The sequence below is a fragment of the Planotetraspora kaengkrachanensis genome (assembly GCF_016862895.1).
Taxonomy (GTDB): Bacteria; Actinomycetota; Actinomycetes; order Streptosporangiales; family Streptosporangiaceae; genus Planotetraspora; species Planotetraspora kaengkrachanensis.
The window spans coordinates 44450-60566 of sequence record NZ_BONV01000028.1 but is presented as its reverse complement, the minus strand read 5'-3'; the positions used below and the strand labels follow the sequence as shown (position 1 = coordinate 60566).

The 16117-nt window shown below is 70.5% G+C and carries 13 protein-coding genes; 5 read left to right on the top strand and 8 right to left on the bottom strand.

What is annotated here, in order from left to right; all coding sequences use genetic code 11:
• The first annotated feature begins 47 nt into the window (after positions 1 to 47).
• Positions 48 to 896: a formyltetrahydrofolate deformylase gene (purU, locus tag Pka01_RS26260; RefSeq protein ID WP_203885555.1), complete on the top strand. Its 849-nt coding sequence runs from the start codon at positions 48 to 50 to the stop codon at positions 894 to 896.
• Here the strand turns inward: purU and Pka01_RS26255 are convergent.
• Entirely contained in the window at positions 880 to 2952 is a 2073-nt protein-coding gene (locus Pka01_RS26255) for a prolyl oligopeptidase family serine peptidase (RefSeq protein ID WP_203885554.1), read from the bottom strand. The genes purU and Pka01_RS26255 overlap by 17 nt on opposite strands.
• Before the next feature lie 376 nt (positions 2953 to 3328).
• Between Pka01_RS26255 and Pka01_RS26250 the strand changes: the two genes are divergently transcribed.
• The 3 genes from Pka01_RS26250 to Pka01_RS26240 are packed head-to-tail and all read left to right on the top strand — an operon-like array spanning position 3329 to position 4897.
• A complete protein-coding gene (locus Pka01_RS26250; RefSeq protein WP_203885553.1) occupies positions 3329 to 3838 on the top strand; it encodes an HNH endonuclease in 510 nt (169 codons plus the stop codon).
• A gap of 7 nt (positions 3839 to 3845) precedes the next feature.
• Positions 3846 to 4661: a GNAT family N-acetyltransferase gene (locus Pka01_RS26245; RefSeq protein ID WP_203885552.1), complete on the top strand. Its 816-nt coding sequence runs from the start codon at positions 3846 to 3848 to the stop codon at positions 4659 to 4661.
• 26 nt (positions 4662 to 4687) lie between these two features.
• Positions 4688 to 4897: an FmdB family zinc ribbon protein gene (locus tag Pka01_RS26240; RefSeq protein ID WP_203885551.1), complete on the top strand. Its 210-nt coding sequence runs from the start codon at positions 4688 to 4690 to the stop codon at positions 4895 to 4897.
• Between the two features lie 75 nt (positions 4898 to 4972).
• Here Pka01_RS26240 and Pka01_RS26235 read toward each other — a convergent pair whose 3' ends face one another.
• The 3 genes from Pka01_RS26235 to Pka01_RS26225 all read right to left on the bottom strand — a co-directional run bounded on the left by Pka01_RS26235 (position 4973) and on the right by Pka01_RS26225 (position 8173).
• On the bottom strand, positions 4973 to 5455 hold the full coding sequence (locus tag Pka01_RS26235; protein ID WP_203885550.1) for a helix-turn-helix transcriptional regulator: 483 nt from the start codon (positions 5453 to 5455) through the stop codon (positions 4973 to 4975).
• 165 nt (positions 5456 to 5620) lie between these two features.
• Positions 5621 to 7459 carry a dihydroxy-acid dehydratase gene (ilvD, locus tag Pka01_RS26230; protein WP_203885549.1) on the bottom strand — a complete coding sequence of 613 codons (1839 nt, stop codon included), beginning with the start codon at positions 7457 to 7459 and terminating at the stop codon, positions 5621 to 5623.
• A 75-nt stretch (positions 7460 to 7534) separates the two neighbouring features.
• Positions 7535 to 8173 carry a nuclease-related domain-containing protein gene (locus tag Pka01_RS26225; RefSeq protein ID WP_239115308.1) on the bottom strand — a complete coding sequence of 213 codons (639 nt, stop codon included), beginning with the start codon at positions 8171 to 8173 and terminating at the stop codon, positions 7535 to 7537.
• A gap of 323 nt (positions 8174 to 8496) precedes the next feature.
• On the opposite strand from Pka01_RS26225, the gene Pka01_RS26220 reads away from it, so the two are divergent.
• Positions 8497 to 9924 carry an amidase gene (locus Pka01_RS26220; RefSeq protein WP_203885547.1) on the top strand — a complete coding sequence of 476 codons (1428 nt, stop codon included), beginning with the start codon at positions 8497 to 8499 and terminating at the stop codon, positions 9922 to 9924.
• Between the two features lie 31 nt (positions 9925 to 9955).
• Here the strand turns inward: Pka01_RS26220 and Pka01_RS26215 are convergent, their stop codons facing one another.
• The 4 genes from Pka01_RS26215 to pepN form a co-directional block, all read right to left on the bottom strand.
• Complete coding sequence (locus Pka01_RS26215) at positions 9956 to 10927, bottom strand: hypothetical protein (RefSeq protein ID WP_203885546.1); 972 nt, start codon at positions 10925 to 10927, stop codon at positions 9956 to 9958.
• Positions 10928 to 10937: 10 nt separating this feature from the next.
• Positions 10938 to 12803 carry a DUF2207 family protein gene (locus Pka01_RS26210; RefSeq protein ID WP_203885545.1) on the bottom strand — a complete coding sequence of 622 codons (1866 nt, stop codon included), beginning with the start codon at positions 12801 to 12803 and terminating at the stop codon, positions 10938 to 10940.
• A gap of 20 nt (positions 12804 to 12823) precedes the next feature.
• Entirely contained in the window at positions 12824 to 13375 is a 552-nt protein-coding gene (locus tag Pka01_RS26205) for a LemA family protein (RefSeq protein WP_203885544.1), read from the bottom strand.
• Positions 13376 to 13536: 161 nt separating this feature from the next.
• The gene (gene pepN, locus Pka01_RS26200) at positions 13537 to 16104 is read right to left on the bottom strand and encodes an aminopeptidase N (protein WP_203885543.1); all 2568 of its coding nucleotides are present in this window, start codon (positions 16102 to 16104) and stop codon (positions 13537 to 13539) included.
• Positions 16105 to 16117 lie beyond the last annotated feature (13 nt).

The window sequence follows — 16117 nt, the reverse complement described above, 5'->3', positions numbered from 1 at the left end:
CCTAGGCTGGGTCGCGTCGTAACGCACCCCTCGCCGAGGACTGACGCATGAGTGCTGAGTATGTGCTGACCCTGTCCTGCCCGGACCGCCCCGGAGTGGTCGCCGCCGTCTCCGGGATCCTGGCGGGGCATGACTGCAATATCACCGAGAGCCAGCAGTTCGGTGATCCGATCGCGCGGCGATTCTTCATGCGCGTGCAGTTCGTCAGCGGGCTGGGGCTGGACGAGCTCCGTGAGGCGTTCGCCCCGCTCGCCCCGGAGTTCGGCATGGAAATCCAGCTGTTCGACCGGGCCGTGAAGACGAGGGCGCTGGTGCTGGTCAGCAAGTTCGACCACTGCCTCAACGATCTTCTGTATCGGGTGCGCTCAGGTCTGCTGGCCGTCGACATCGTCGGGGTGGCCTCCAACCACCCGGACCTGCGGCCGCTGACCCAGTCGTACGGCGTCGACTACCACCATCTGCCGGTCACGCCCGACACCCGGGCGAAGCAGGAGGCGGAGATCCTCACCCTGGTCGACCACTACCAGGCCGACGTCGTCGTGCTCGCCCGCTACATGCAGGTGCTGTCCGACGACGTGTGCGCGAAGCTCGCCGGGCGGATGATCAACATCCACCACTCGTTCCTGCCGTCGTTCAAGGGCGCCAAGCCGTACCACCAGGCGCACGCGCGAGGCGTCAAGCTGATCGGTGCGACCGCCCACTACGTGACCTCGGACCTCGACGAGGGGCCGATCATCGAGCAGGAGGTCGCCCGGGTGAACCACACGCACTCCCCGGACGACCTCGTGGCGATGGGCCGCGACGTCGAGAGCCGGGCCCTGGCCAAGGCCGTCGGCTGGCACGCGGAGCACCGCGTGCTGCTCGACGGCCACAAGACGGTCATCTTCCCGCGCTGACCTCCAGGCCCGTGTGGAGGGCCAGGAAGGAAAGCTGGTCGGCCGCGAGCTCGACGGACTTGCTCACCGCGCGGGCGCCGTGGCCGACCTCGGTCTCGTTGCGCAGGAGAATCGGGCGGTCGCCTGCCTGAGCGTGCTGGAGAGCCGCCGCCATCTTCCAGGCGTGCAGCGGATGCACCCGGGTGTCCGAGGCGAAGACCGTGAACAACGTGGCCGGGTAGGACACGCCCTCGCGGACCCGGTGGTAGGGGGAGTACCCCCACAACCAGCCGAACTCCTCGGGCACGTCGGCCGAGCCGTATTCGACGTTCCAGGTCGCGCCGAGGCCGAACTTCTCGTAGCGGATCATGTCGAGCAGCGGGGCCGAGCACACTACGGCCGCGTACAGGTCGGGCCGCTGGGTCAGGGCCGCGCCGACGAGAAGGCCGCCGTTGGAGCCGCCGGAGATCGCGAGCCGGTCGGCGCTGGTCACGCCCGTCGCGATCAGATGCTCGGCCGCCGCGTGAAGGTCGTCGAAGACGTTCTGCTTGTTGCCCAGCATGCCGGCCCGATGCCAGCGCTCACCTTCCTCGCCGCCGCCGCGAAGCTGCGCGATGGCGTACACGCCGCCGGCCTCGACCCAGGCGAGCGTGGAGGCGGAGAATCCCGGAGTCAGCGAGATCCCGAAGCCGCCGTAGCCGTACAGGATGGTGGGCCGGGGCCCCGAGCCCTCGCGGGAGACGACGAGCATGTGGACCTCGGTGCCGTCCTTGGAGCGGTAGACCACCTGCTCCGTGCGCACCTGCGGCACCTCGACCGCGCCGGGGGGAGCCTCCCAGAGGGTCGTCTCGCCGGTCAGCACGTCGAACCGGTAGACGGCGGTGGGGGTGACGTTGTCCGTGTAGCTGAACCAGGCCTCGTGGCCACCCTCGGGACGCTCGACGATGCCGCCGATGGAGCCCAGTCCGGGCACCGGGACCTGCCCGATCCGCTCGCCGCTCTCCAACGCGTGGATGGAGATCTCGGAGATCGCGTGCCTGGTCCAGCCGACGAGCATGACGGGCTCGTCGGTCTCGTCGAGGACGGCGAAGTCAGAAAGCACGGCCTCGGCGTCCTCGGGGATCAGATCCCGCCAGTGCTCGCGCGTGGGCGTCTCGGGGGACGTCACGCAGACCCTGCCGCGCGGGGCGTCGAGGTCGGTGAAGACGTAGAGCCTGCCGTCCCGGCCGAACAGCAGCCCGGTCTGGGCGTCCACGTCCTGCTGGACGGTGACCAGTTCCGGAGCCTCGGCCGGCGACGCCGCGAGGTCGGCGACCCACAGGTCGTTGCGCGGGGCCGTGCCGCGTGACGCGGAGACCGACAACCACCGGCCGTCACGCGACACCGAGACGCCGTAGTAGTTGGTCTTCTCCAGGCCGTCACCGAAGATCATCACGTCGTCGTCGGGGGACTGCCCGACCTGGTGGAGGTAGACGCGGCGGTGGAACTGCTCCTCGCCCTCGGGTACGGCGGAGGGCGCCAGCTTGCGGACGTAGTAGAACGCCTCGCCACCGGGCAGCCACGCGATGGGGGAGTAGCGGCACCGGTCGATCGGGCCCTCGATCACCGTTCCGTCGGCGACGTCGATCACGTAGAGCATCGACTCCTCGTCGCCGCCCACCGAGATCTGGTACGCCAGCCGGCGGCCCTCCTTGTCGGGCTGGTAGGCGTCCAGCGTGGTGAGGCCGTTCGGGTCGAGGACGGTGGGATCGAGCAGCACCCGCTCGCCCTGGGCGTCGCCGACGTAGAGGACCGGATGCTCCTGATCGGGAGTCCGGCGGGTGAAGAAGCGCCGCTCGCCGCGCCACACGGGCGTCCCGATCGAACCGGACTTCAGCAGCGCGGCGACGCGGTCGCGCAGGTGGTCGCGACCGGGCAGGCCGGTGCTCTTGAACAGCGCGTCCTGCGCGTCCAGCCACTCCTTGGCCGCGGGGTCGTCCGGGTCCTCCAGCCACCGGTACGGATCCGGGACCGGAGTCCCGTGCAGGTCGTCGACGATGTCGTCACGGTGCGCGAACGGGTAGGGCTGTCGGGTCATGCTCGCACTTTAAAGCAGTGGGCGGCCTGGAGCGTACACCCGTCCTCACCCGGCCAAGACGGGAGTAAAGGGACGCCAGTCTGGGCATAACAGACATCAGGCGTCCCAGTCGTCAGCTCCCTGCCAGGTTATGGGGTGGCGGAATGGCCGCTCCAAAGGCCACACTTTGGTAAGGGCGGTGCCGTGGTGACCATCCGCTGGACCGTCCGGCGGAGGTCCTTGTGACGGATGCATCCGGGTCCCAACAGGTGGGCCCACAACCAGGGCGCGCAGCCGTGCCGGTGACTCGAGTCCCCGGCTATCCGGTGCCGACGTGGGAGACGGTCACGCCAGGCTGTTCCACGCCGACTTCTGAGATAGCTGTGGAGGCCGGCTGATGCGCCAAGTCCTACTTCTCAATGCCACCTACGAGCCGCTCACCACGCTCGCTCTGCACCGGGCCGTCATCCTGGTGCTGAGGGAGAAGGCGGAGGTCGTGCATCGTGACGGGCGGGGCGCGGTGCTCCGCTCGGCCACCCGCACGCTCGACGTCCCGTCGGTGATCCGGCTTCGCCGATACGTTCGAATCCCCTACCGGTCCCGGATCCCGCTCACGCGCGCTGCACTGATGCGCCGTGACGATTTCCGCTGCGCCTACTGCGGGCAGCGGGCCGAGACCATCGACCACGTCATTCCGCGTTCCAAGGGAGGCCCGCACACCTGGGAGAACTGCGTCGCATCCTGCATGCCGTGCAATCACAGCAAGGCCGACAGACTGCTGGAGGACCTGGGGTGGACTCTTCGCGTCGCCCCGGTGGTGCCACACGGCGTCCACTGGCGGCTCATCGGCGCGCAGCTCGACGGAGACCCCCAGTGGGCGCCCTACCTGACGGAATCCGCGGCATGACGGCCGGATGAACTGGATCTTCACCGCCGACGCCGAAGAGTTCGCGGCGGCGGCCGAGTCCTGGCTGCTTCGCGACCCCGTCCGCAACACGGTCCCGCTGACCGTGCTGCGGGGGTTGCGGAGCGGCCAGTTCGCGGAGGATCCGCTGCTGGGCCGGCTCACCGACGACGACTCCGTCGCCGGAGCGATGATCCACACCCCGCCCTACCCCCTGCTCCTCGGCGTCGTCCCGCTCGAGAGCCTGCCGTCTCTGGCCGCGGGTCTCATCGAGCTCGACCGATCGATCGCGGCGGCCGGCGGGCCGCTCGCCCAGGTGGAGGCGTTCGCACGGGAATGGTGGCGGCCCGAGACCGGCCGCCGCTCCGAGCGCCTCTACCGGCTCGGTTCCCTCGCGCCCTGCGCCGTCCCCGGCAAGCCCCGTACGGCTGTCGCCGCCGATCTCCCTGAGGCCGTGCGGTGGTTCGTGGCCTTCCAGGAGGAGGCCGACGTGGACGTCGAGGCCGACCCCACGCCGGTGGTCTCGGCCCGGATCAACCGCGAGGAGCTGATCTGGTGGGAGGACGGCGACCGCCTGGTCGCGCTGGCCGGCGTGTCCTCGCCCATCGCCGGGATGTCCCGGATCGGGCCCGTCTACACGCCGCCGGAGCTGCGGCGGCGCGGGTACGGCTCGGCCGTGACGCACGCGGTCACCGCCAAGGCGCTCGAGGACGGCGCCGAAGAGGTCCTGCTGTTCACCGACCTGGACAACGCCACGTCCAACTCGATCTATCAGAACCTCGGCTACCGGCCGGTCGAGGACTACGCCTCGATCCGTTTCGACTAGGAGCGGGCGAGCCGTACCCTGAGTGCATGCCGCGCTACGACTACCGCTGCCGCGCCTGCGGATCGACGTTCGAGCTCAACCGGCCGATGGCCGAGGCCAACGCCCCGGCGGCCTGCCCGTCGGGACACGACGACACCGTGAAACTGCTGTCCACGGTCGCGGTCACCGGTACGGCCGCCGCCGCTCCTCGCGCCGCGTCGGGCGGCGGTTGTTGCGGCGGCGGCTGCTGCGGCTGACCTGACCTGACCTGACCTGGCCTTGCCTGGCCTGATGCCGCGGCCGGGCCGTGGCGGTTCGGCCTTCGCCGGCCCTCAGGCCGCGGCGCGGCGCTGGAAGGGCAGATAGCGCTCGGCCAGATGCGGCCGGGCCGGCACGTCCGTCGGCTCGACCGAGACGATCCGGTCGAAGCGGAAGGCGCGGATCCCCCGGCGCATCCGGCACCAGCCCACCAGGTACCAGTGATCACGGTGGACCAGGCAGGTCACCGGCTCGACGTCGCGGACGGTGAGCCGGCCGCCGGCGTCGAGGTACTGCAGGCGGATCACCAGCCGTGCGGTGATCGCGTTCGCCACGGCCCTGGCGCGCCGGGCGACGTCGGGCGGCAGCGGCGTGGTGAGGGTCGACAGGGTGGTCGCGATGACGTCGTCGTCCAGGTCGAGGTGTTCGAACGCGTGACGGAGCCCGCGACGGGCGGTCACGGACTGCGGCCCGGCCCCCAGATGTGCGAGGGACAGGGCCAGGGCGGCGAGTTCAGCGGTCGTCAGCGGTGCCGGGTGCCTTGTGACGTTGGCCATACCTTGACGATAACGTCCGGCACCGACATTTTTCCGAACGAACTATCGCAATCTGCAGGGGTTTCGCACCCCGGAAGAGCATCAGACAGGCCCGACGGCGAACTGTCTCTCCCGTCCACGGAGCCGTCTCGCCGGCCGGTGTGCGGCCGGCGAGACGATCCTTCGTCAGCGGGACAGCTGCGAGAGGTCTCGGGAGGCTCCGGTGGAGGCCGAGGTCGTCATGGCCGCGTACGCCTGCAGCGCCACCGAGACCGGACGGTTCCTGTCGCGCGGGCGGTAGCCGCCGAGGTCGGCCAGCAGCTTCTCCCTGCGTCCGTCGAGCACGTCGTCGGCCACCTTCAGCTCCATGGAGCGGGCCGGAATGTCGATCTCGATGGTGTCGCCGTCCTCCACCAGGGCGATCAGGCCGCCCTCGGCCGCCTCGGGGGAGGCGTGGCCGATGGACAGGCCGGACGTCCCGCCGGAGAACCGGCCGTCCGTGACCAGGGCGCACGCCTTGCCGAGGCCCTTGCCCTTGAGGAAGCTCGTCGGGTAGAGCATCTCCTGCATGCCGGGGCCGCCCTTGGGCCCCTCGTAGCGGATGACGACCACGTCGCCGGCCTTGACCCTGCCGCCCAGGATGCCGTCGACGGCATCCTCCTGGGACTCGAACACGACGGCGGGGCCGGAGAACCGCCAGATCGACTCGTCGACGCCGGCCGTCTTCACGATGGCGCCATCAGGGGCGATATTGCCGTACAGCACGGCCAGGCCGCCGTCACGGGTGTAGGCGTGCTCCGCGTCGCGGATGCAGCCGTCGGCCCGGTCGAGGTCGAGGGAGTCCCAGCGGGCGTCCTGCGAGTATGCCTTCACCGTGCGGACGTTGCCGGGCGCCGCGTGCCACAACTCCATCGCCTCGTCGGTGACCTCGGGCGACTTGGGGTCCCACTGGGACAGGTGGTCGCCGAGGGTGGCGGAGTGGATGCTGTGCACGCCGCGCTGCAGGAGCCCGGCCCGGTCGAGCTCGCCGAGGATCCCGGGGATGCCGCCCGCCCGGTGCACGTCCTCGACGTGGTACTTCGCGGTGGCCGGCGCGACCTTGCACAGGCACGGCACGCGCAGCGAGACCTCGTTGATCTCCTTGAGGCCGAAGTCGACCCCCGCCTCCCTGGCGGCCGCCAGCAGGTGGAGGATCGTGTTGGTCGAGCCGCCCATCGCCACGTCGAGGGCCATGGCGTTCTCGAACGCGTCGTGGGTGGCGATGTTCCTCGGCAGGACCGACTCGTCGTCCTGCTCGTAGTAGCGCTTGGTGATCTCGACCACCGTGCGCCCGGCCTTCTCGAACAGCGCCTTGCGGGCGGTGTGGGTGGCCAGCGTGGTCCCGTTGCCGGGCAGGGCCAGCCCGATCGCCTCGGTGAGGCAGTTCATCGAGTTGGCGGTGAACATCCCGCTGCAGGACCCGCAGGTCGGGCAGGCGTTCTCCTCCATCTCCAGCAGCTCGGCGTCGGACACGCTGTCGTCGGCAGCGGCGATCATCGGGTCGATCAGGTCGAGCTTGCGGCCGGGGGTCTTGCCGGCCTCCATGGGCCCGCCGGAGACGAAGACCGTCGGGATGTTCAGCCGGAAGGCGGCGAGCAACATGCCCGGCGTGATCTTGTCGCAGTTCGAGATGCAGATCAGGGCGTCCGCACAGTGCGCGTTGACCATGTACTCGACCGCGTCCGCGATCAGCTCGCGGGACGGCAGCGAGTAGAGCATGCCGCCGTGGCCCATCGCGATGCCGTCGTCGACCGCGATCGTGTTGAACTCGCGCGGGATGGCGCCGGCCTCGCGGACCGCCGCGGCCACCACGTCGCCCACCTCGCGCAGGTGCACATGGCCGGGGACGAACTGGGTGAAGCTGTTGGCCACCGCGATGATCGGTTTGCCGAAGTCGCCGCCCGCTACGCCCGTCGCCCGGAGCAGCGCCCGGGCACCGGCCATGTTCCTGCCGTGTGTGACCGTACGAGACCTGAGGGCGGGCATGGCCTGACTCCCATCAGAAGACTATGAGTCTTCAAATGGTACGGCTCCCGCCCGACTGCTGAGACCCCTGGTCCACTACTCGGGATAGCGCGGCGGGAGGACCCGGTCGGCGGCCCGGTAGATCGACTCGACCTCCGCCGTGGTGAGCGACCGCTCCCGCTTGGTGATCCACTTGCGGACCAAGCTGCCGGAGAAGACGTCGACCTCGCGGATGTTGAGGATCCGCCACGGGATCGCCGGGCCGTAGATCGCGAGCGACGGGACGACCGTGACCTCCCGGCCGAGCGCCTTGCTGATCAGGTCGCTGGCCTGGGTGGCCTCCCACCGGGCCTCGTCGAGCCTCGGCTTGCGATTGAACGGCCCGTGGAAGAGCTTGCGATGCGACTGCACCCGGACCGGGAGCCTCCGGTCCCATTTCTCGGAGTCCACCGCGTACACGCCCGTGGGGCCGACGACCAGATGGTCGATCTGGGCCTCGCTGCCCGGGATGGCGCGTGCGTGCAGGGTCCGGTAGCCGCTCCGCTCCAGCTTCTTGAGCTGGCCCTCCGTGCGCCGCTCCGCCGCGGAGGCACGCCTCCACGCGGGGATCGAGGAGACCGTTCTGGCCCGGTAGACGGTGTCGGCCACGGCCGCGAGGATCGCGACGGTTACGCCGATCCGCCAGCTCGCCAGCAGAACGCCCGTGACGAGGCCGGCACCCGCCGCGATCAGCACACGCAGACGCAGGTGGCGGTAACGGGGATGCTGAAGCAGGCTCTTGACGGACGCGCGCTCGACGGGCGCGTAGGTAGACGCTGGAGCGTCAGGTGCTGTCGGGGCACGCTCCGACGTGTGGTCACTGACCCAGATGGGTGACGTATCGTGACCGTCTTCTGGCGCTAGACCGGTATCCACATCACTCACCGTAGTTGAGGCGTCGGCGGGTGCCTAGTGTTGGATGGTTCATACTTTTGTGGCCTGCTTGCGCTGATTCGCGGCCGTCCAAGCCGGGTATCTTCTCTAGATATCTTGGCCTCTTCGGCCTACCGTTCAGTAGCGTGGCGCACATTCATGATCTTACCGCCCTCGAGCAGGCGGCAGCCGTACGAACGCGGGAACTGTCCCCCGTAGAGATCACCGAACACTATCTGGAGCGCGCCGGACGGCTCGACCGCGCCGTGGGCGCGTTCGTCACCCTGACCGCCGACCGGGCGCTCGACCAGGCACGCGAGCAGGAGGCGCGGATCGCGGCCGGGGACGCCGCCGACCTGCCGCCCCTGCTCGGGGTCCCGGTGCCCATCAAGGACCTCAACTTCGTGAAGGACGTGCCGCTCCACTTCGGCTCGGCGACGTACGACGGGTTCGTCGCGCCGGTCGACGACAGCGTGGTCGAGCGGCTCAGGGACGCGGGCACGATCATGCTGGGCAAGACCAGCACGCCGGAGTTCGGGCTGCCCTGCTACACGGAGACCTACGTGGGCGAGCCCGCGCGCACGCCGTGGGACCTGTCGAGATCCGCGGGCGGATCGAGCGGGGGAGCGGCGGCGGCCGTCGCGGCCGGCCTCGCCCCCGCCGCCCAGGGCAGCGACGGCGCGGGCTCCATCCGGATCCCCGCGTCACTGTGCGGCCTGTACGGCATCAAGCCGACGCGGGGCCGGATCTCGTACGCGCCGATCGTCCCCGACCTCGCGGGGTTGTCCACCAACGGGCCGATCACCAGGAACGTGGCCGACGCCGCGGCCCTGCTCGACGCGATGACCCACAACAACCCCGGCGACCTCTACTGGGCGCCGCCGCCGGCGCTGGGGTCGTTCTCCGCCTACGTGGGCAGGGACCCCGGCCGCCTGCGGATCGCCCGCTACGCCACTCCCGCGGTTCCCGGCGCGCAGGTGGAACCCGAGGTGCTCGCGGCCTACGAGAGCGCCTCGGCCGTGCTCGAGGCGCTCGGTCACGAGGTCGTGGAGATCGCCCCGCCGTTCGGCGAGGAGATGGTGCCGGAGTTCGAGAAGCTGTGGTTCAGCTTCGCCTGCATGCATCCGGTCTCCACGGAGTTGGAACCGAAGCTGCGCCCGCTCACCGCGTGGCTGCGGGAGCGCGGCAACGCCGTCCCCGCGCCGGTCTTCCTCCAGGCGCAGTCGGCGCTGCAACTGGCCACCAGGTTCGCGTCGCTGATCACCGACCAGTACGACGCCGTGCTGACACCGACGGTCACCCGGCTGCCCGTGCCGGTGGGCTGGTTCGAGGACGTCGACTCCCCGGAGGAGACCTTCGAGCGGATGAAGGGTTTCGCCCCCTTCGCCGCGATGTACAACGTCAGCGGTCAGCCGGCCGTCAACCTCCCGCTCTACTGGACGCCGGACGGCCTGCCCGTCGGAGTCATGCTCGGAGGGCGCTTCGGCGACGAAGGCACGCTCATCTCGCTGTCCGCCCAGGTCGAGGCGTCCGTCGGCGGCTTCTGGGGCGACCGGCGGCCTCCGGTCTGGTGACGGTTCGGTGACCGGGCGGCCGTACGCCCGGTCATCGCCGCAGCAGGCTCACGAGGTGGTCCGACACGTCGGCCAGCAGGCTCCCCGGGACCACTGGGGAGCCGGCGACGGCCGAGATGAGGCTGGGCAGCCCGGGCAGCGGGAATCCGTCGTCCGTCATGGCCCGGTGCCCGACGGGATCCTTGTCCAGAGCCGTACGGCTGCGCCCCCACGCGTCCAGGACCTCCTCGGCGGAGGGGACGCCGAACCCGTGGCCGACGGGCGCGGCGTGGCGGAACCGCACGAGCGGGCTCTGGGCGAAGGCGAGCGCCACCCGGCACCGGAGCGTCAGATCCTCGAGGTCGGGCACCCAGGACAGGGCGGAGCAGGGGTTCCTGCACCGGGCCGCGCAGGTCGCGAGGGCGCCGGCCACCTGGCTGTGCTGCCGGTCGAGATACGCACGCCAGCCGGTCCCCGGCTCGACCGCCACGCGGAGTGTCCGCTCCGCGGCCGACTGCTCGGCCTTGGTGTGCCGGCACGCCCGGTCGCCGATCACCCCGAACCGGCTTTCCGGGCCGTTCAGGGCCTCCGGCCACCGGGCGGGGTCGCCTCCGTGGCCGAGGGCGGGCTCGAACGCCAGCAGCGGCAGATACTCACCCGCGATGTGTACGGCCGCGATCATGGCGCTGAGCTCGCGACGGGCCCAGCGGACCTCGATCACCTCGAGGAGCAGCGCGTACGCGGGGCGCATGGATTCCAGCGCCCCGCGCGGCTGCTCCTTCGGCGTCTGAGGCATGTGACAGTCGCTCGCGCGCCGGCGCAGGTCGGCCGGCACGGCCCGCGGGTCGACGTCGGCGGTGAAGTCCTCGGCGTCCAGGGTCAGCAGCAGACGGCCGAACTCGCAGACCGAGGTCACCAGGGCCGCCGTCTCCGGGTCCTTCAGCACGGCCGGGGCGAGGGCCCCGACGTCGCCGAAGGAGTACCGCTGTGCCAAAGCGACCAGCAGGTCACGCGCCGAGTTCACCGGCGGCTCCTCAGGACGGGCCGAGCCGGGTGACCGCGGCCCGAGCCAGGGCGATCATCGGGTCCGGCGGCGGCGGCCCGTCGGGCGTCGACACGGCGATGGTGAAGGTGCCCTTGTCGGTCGTGGCCGACACGACGCCGGGGTAGAGCATCGCCTGCCTCCCCACTCCGGGGACGGGCTTGCCCTCGGCCCGGGTCAGCATGTGCCCGAGGACCATCAGGTAGCGGGAGCGCTTGCCTGCCGCGGCGTGGACGTCGACCGTCCAGCCCGAGCCCGTGTAGCGGCACGAGTTGACGTGGAACCAGGCGGGGGCGAGAGGGGTGTCGTCGTACGGTCCGGCCGGCCCGACGTCGATGCTCAACACGCTCTTGAGGTCGGCCGGCGTCACCAGGTCGGCCGGCCGGACGTCGCCCTCGCGGACCTCGGGAGCGGCGGACGCGCCGGACCGCGCGGACCGCTCGAAGATCTTGACCTGGCCGAGGTGCTCGGGTGCGTTGACCAGGTGCTCGCCGGTGTCGTTGTAGGCGGTGCCGCGGGCACGGGCGGGTTCGAGGACCTCGATCTTCCTGATCCAGCCCATCCTCCTGCCGGCGACGGCTCTGACGAGGTCCCCCTCGTTGAGAGGCCCGTACAGCTCGGAGGCGAGGCCGTAGGCGAGCACCTCCCGGGAACGGCCCTCGTCGATGGCGCAGTAGTACGAGGGGTTCGAAGGGCTGTCGCCGCTCGACTCCCCGAACTTCCGCAGCCGGACGATCTGCCCCTGGATGACGGTGTTCCCCGAGTAGTCGATGATCGTGTAGATGATCGGCAGTGCGGCGATGGCCCCGCCGACCAGTATCGGCGTTGGCGTGAGGAGCGACTCCGGCCAGTAGTCGAAACTCGTGGCGACGAGCAGGAGGATGAACACCCAGACCCCGATCATCATCCCCGCGAGCAGGCCGTGGCCGATCATCGTCAGCGGTTTGCGGCCCCAGAACCGGCGTGAGCGGTAGTGCACCTGGACGGGGTGCCACATGCCGCCGTAGTCGGACCAGGCCCTGCTGTCGTCGGCGGGCGTGGTGATCGGCAGGCTCGTCACGGCGCGGGGCGCGAGGCCGAGAGCCGCGGCGTAGGCGAGGTGCCGGCCCCAGATCGTGACGGACGCGGCGGGCTGCTCGCCGAAGCGGCCGGTGGCGGCCAGATGCTCCCGCACGCCGAGCCATCGGCCCGCGAGCTCGGCGCCGCGCTTGGTGCCGCGCTCGCCGTTGAGCTTGCTCATCAGGCCGGCGAGCACGAGGAAGCAGAAGAACCCCACCGCGAAACCGGGACTGCTCTCCTCGTCGCGGACGTCGCCCCCGATGCCTGAGATCTCCGTCACGATCCCGACCAGCACGGCGACCGCGACCGCCGTCGTGGTGAGGATCGCGGCCTGCGCCCTGTTCCAGCGGGGGCGGGACAGACCCTGTGCGCGGGCCTCGACGATCACCTTCTTGCGGAAGCTCTTCCACCAGCGGGAGATGTCGCGCGAGCCCTCGGCGAGGGCGCCGGTCGCGACGACGCCGTCGACGGCGAGCGAGCGGACGTGTTCGTAGACGAGCCTCTCGTAGGCGTTGAGGTCGCCGGGGTCGCGGCGGAGCCGTACGAGCGAGAGCTCCGGGCCGATCTCCTCGATGGCGAGCGCGCCCTTCGCGGCGAGGTCGAGCACCGTGGCGGAGGCGGCCTCGCTGGTCAGCCGCCAGTCTCCGGTGAGCAGGTCGACGATGGCGGGGGACTCCTCGCCCAGGGCCCCGGTGGCCGGCGCGGCCTTGGCCTCCGGGGTGCGCGTCGCCGTGGCGAACGCGAGCAGAAGCAGCAGCCACAGGCCGACGGCCGCGGCTGCGGCGATCCACAGGATCATGACTGGAACCGCACCTGGACCTAGAACCGCACCTGGACCGAGCCGAGTTCCTCGCCGGGGACCTGGAAGTACACCCGCTCGGAGAATCCGGTCATGCCCGCGACGATGTTGGCGGGGACGGTCTGGATGGCGTTGTTGTAGCTCAGGACCGCGTCGTTGTAGTACTGCCGCGAGTAGGCGATCCGGTTCTCCGTGGTCGCCAGCTCCTCCTGGAGTTCGGCGAAGTTGTGGCTGGCCTTGAGGTCGGGATAGGCCTCCGCGACCGCGAACAGGCTCTTCAGCGCGCCCGAGAGCGCGTTCTCCGCCGCGGCCCGGTCGGCCGGGCCCTGGGCGTTGATGGCCATCGTCCGCGCGGCGGTCACGGCCTCGATGGTCTGCCGCTCATGGGCCGCGTAGCCCTTCACGGTCTCGACAAGGTTGGGGATCAGGTCATAGCGGCGCTTGAGCTGCACGTCGATCTGCGCCCAGGCGTTGTCCACGGCGTTGCGGCTGCGGACCAAGCGGTTGTAATGAGAAACGATCATCACGGCCAGTACGGCCACGATGGCGACGACGACGATCAAGGTGATCATGGGAGGCCTCCTGAAGGGACGGTAGACCGGGAACTTCTGTGCTGTAAACGATCGCTATGTCATCGTGTGGAGCTTGCATCCGGCTTGCGCGGGGCTTTCACGCCGAAGGCCACGGTGCGAAACCGTGGCCTTCGACGTCGTTCGGGAGTGAATCGGGTGTGTCACCCGGCGGCGGCGTCCCGCTCCCTGGCCCTCAGGGCCCGGCCGACGCCGTCCGCACCTTCCAGCAACAGCCGGCGCAGCGCGTTCGGAGACTGCGCGGCGGCGATGTGGTCGTGGGTCTTGGTCACCGTGCCCGGGCTGATCAGCAGAGCCGGGTAGCAGCCGACGACGAAGTTCTGCGCCGAGTCGAAGGTCCACTCCGACCAGATGCGCTCGACCTCGTCCATGAACCCGGCACCGTACGGCTCGAGCAGTTCGACGTGGTTGGGGTCCATGAACCCGAGGATCGTCGAGCGGAGCACGGCGCCGCTCAGCCGGCCGCCGGTGATGGCGGCCCACGTCTCGGCCTTGGCCTCGGGGGTGGGGATCGAGGCCCGGCTGAGCGCGGCGGAGCGCTCGCCGGTGGCCGTGGCGTCCCGGGCGAGCTCGGCGTCGATGTCGGCCGCGCCGAGCACCGCGCCGGAGACCAGGGCGTGGGTCAGCGTCCAGCGCAGGTCGGTGTCGACGGCCAGCCCCTCGGGCACCTCGGTGCCGTCGAGGATGCCGCGCACGAAGGCCAGGTCGTCGGCCGACGTCGCGACCGCGACGAAGGCGTTGACGTAGGCGAGCTGGTGGTCCGAGCCCGGCTCAGCGGCGCCGATAAGGTTCCGCAGCGCGCCGGCCAGCTGGGCGAGGCCGGTGGCCCGCCACGCGGGGTCGGCGTACTGCTGGACCGCGAGACGCGCCTGGCGGAGCACGGCCTGCACGACCGTGATGTCCCGCACGGAGTCGATGCCGGAGATCACCAGCGCGACGTAGTCACGCGTGGCCATCTCCGCGTCGCGGGTCATGTCCCAGGCGGCCGACCAGCACAGCGCGCGGGGGAGCGACTCCTGGAACGCGGCGATGCCGCCGTTCACCAGCGTGGCCAGCGACCGGGGGTCGAGCCGGACCTTCGCGTAGGTGAGGTCGTCGTCGTTGACGAGCACGAGGTCGGGCTGGACCTCGCCGACGAGCTCGGCGACCGGCGTGCGGGCGCCGACGACGTCGAGCTCGACCCGCCGCGTGCGGGTCAGGACGCCGCCGTCCAGCGAGTAGAGGCCGACCGCCACCCGGTGCGAGCGCAGCGTCGGGTGCTCCTGCGGCGCCTCCTGGAGCACGTCGAAGGTCAGGAAGCGGCCCTCGTCGTCGGTGGTGAACGACGGGCGCAGCGTGTTGACCCAGGAGGTCTCCAGCCACTCCTTCGACCAGGACGACAGGTCGCGGCCCGACGTCCGCTCCAGAGCGGACAGCAGGTCCTGCAGGGTGGTGTTGCCCCACGCATGCTCGTTGAAGTAGTCGCGGACGCCGGCGAGGAAGTTCTCCAGCCCCACGTAGGCCACGAGCTGCTTGAGGACGGAGGCGCCCTTGGCGTAGGTGATGCCGTCGAAGTTGACCTCGACGGCGTGCATGTCGGGGATGTCCGCCGCGATCGGGTGCGTGGAGGGCAGCTGGTCCTGCCGGTACGCCCACGCCTTCTCGACGTTCGCGAACGTCGTCCACGCGCCCTGGCCCCAGCGGGTGGCCTCGGCCTGGCACAACACCGACATGTAGGTGGCGAACGACTCGTTCAGCCACAGGTCGTCCCACCAGCGCATGGTGACCAGGTCGCCGAACCACATGTGGGCCATCTCGTGCAAGATCGTCTCCGCGCGGCGCTCGACGACGGCGTCGGTCACCCGCGAGCGGAAGACGTAGTCCTCGAGGAACGTCACGGCGCCCGCGTTCTCCATGGCGCCCGCGTTGAACTCCGGCACGAAGAGCTGGTCGTACTTCCCGAACGGGTAGCGCAGCCCGAAGACCCGGTGGAAGAAGTCGAAGCCCTGCTTGGTGACCTCGAAGATGTTGTCCGCGTCGAGGTGCTCGGCGAGCGAGCGCCGCACGTAGACGCCGAGCGGGATGCCGTCGTGCTCGTCGCGGACCACGGCGTACGGCCCCGCGATCAGCGCCGTGATGTAGGTCGACATGACCGGCGTCGGCGGGAAGTGCCAGCGGCGGGCGGCCTGCAGGGTGCCGTGCCTGCCGTGGTGCTCCTCGAGCAGGTCGACCGAGTCGGGGGCGGCGTTGGACACGACCTCCCAGTCGCCCGGGGCGAGCACGGTCAGCTCGAAGGTGGCCTTGAGGTCGGGCTGGTCGAAGCACGCGTACATCCGGTGCGCGTCCGCCGTCTCGAACTGGCTGTGCAGGTAGACCTGCTGGTCGACCGGGTCCACGAAACGGTGGAGCCCCTCGCCGGTGCGCATGTAGGACGCGTCGGCGTCGATGCGCAACTCGTTGTGCTCGGCGAGGCCGGGCAGCGGGATCCGCCCCTTCTCCTCGTCGTAGGTCGCGGGGTCGAGCGCCACGCCGTTCAGCACGACCTTGCGAAGATGCGCCCCGTGCAGGTCGATGAAGGTGTCGGCCCCCGGCCGGCTGGAGGTGAAGTGGACGGTCGTGATGCTCTCGAACCGCTCCTCCCCCTCTGTGAGGTCGAGCGCGACCTCGTACGACTGGACCGCCAGCAGCCGGGCTCGCTCCCGGGCCTCTTCACGCGTCAGATTGCCTGCCACACCTGCTCCTTGT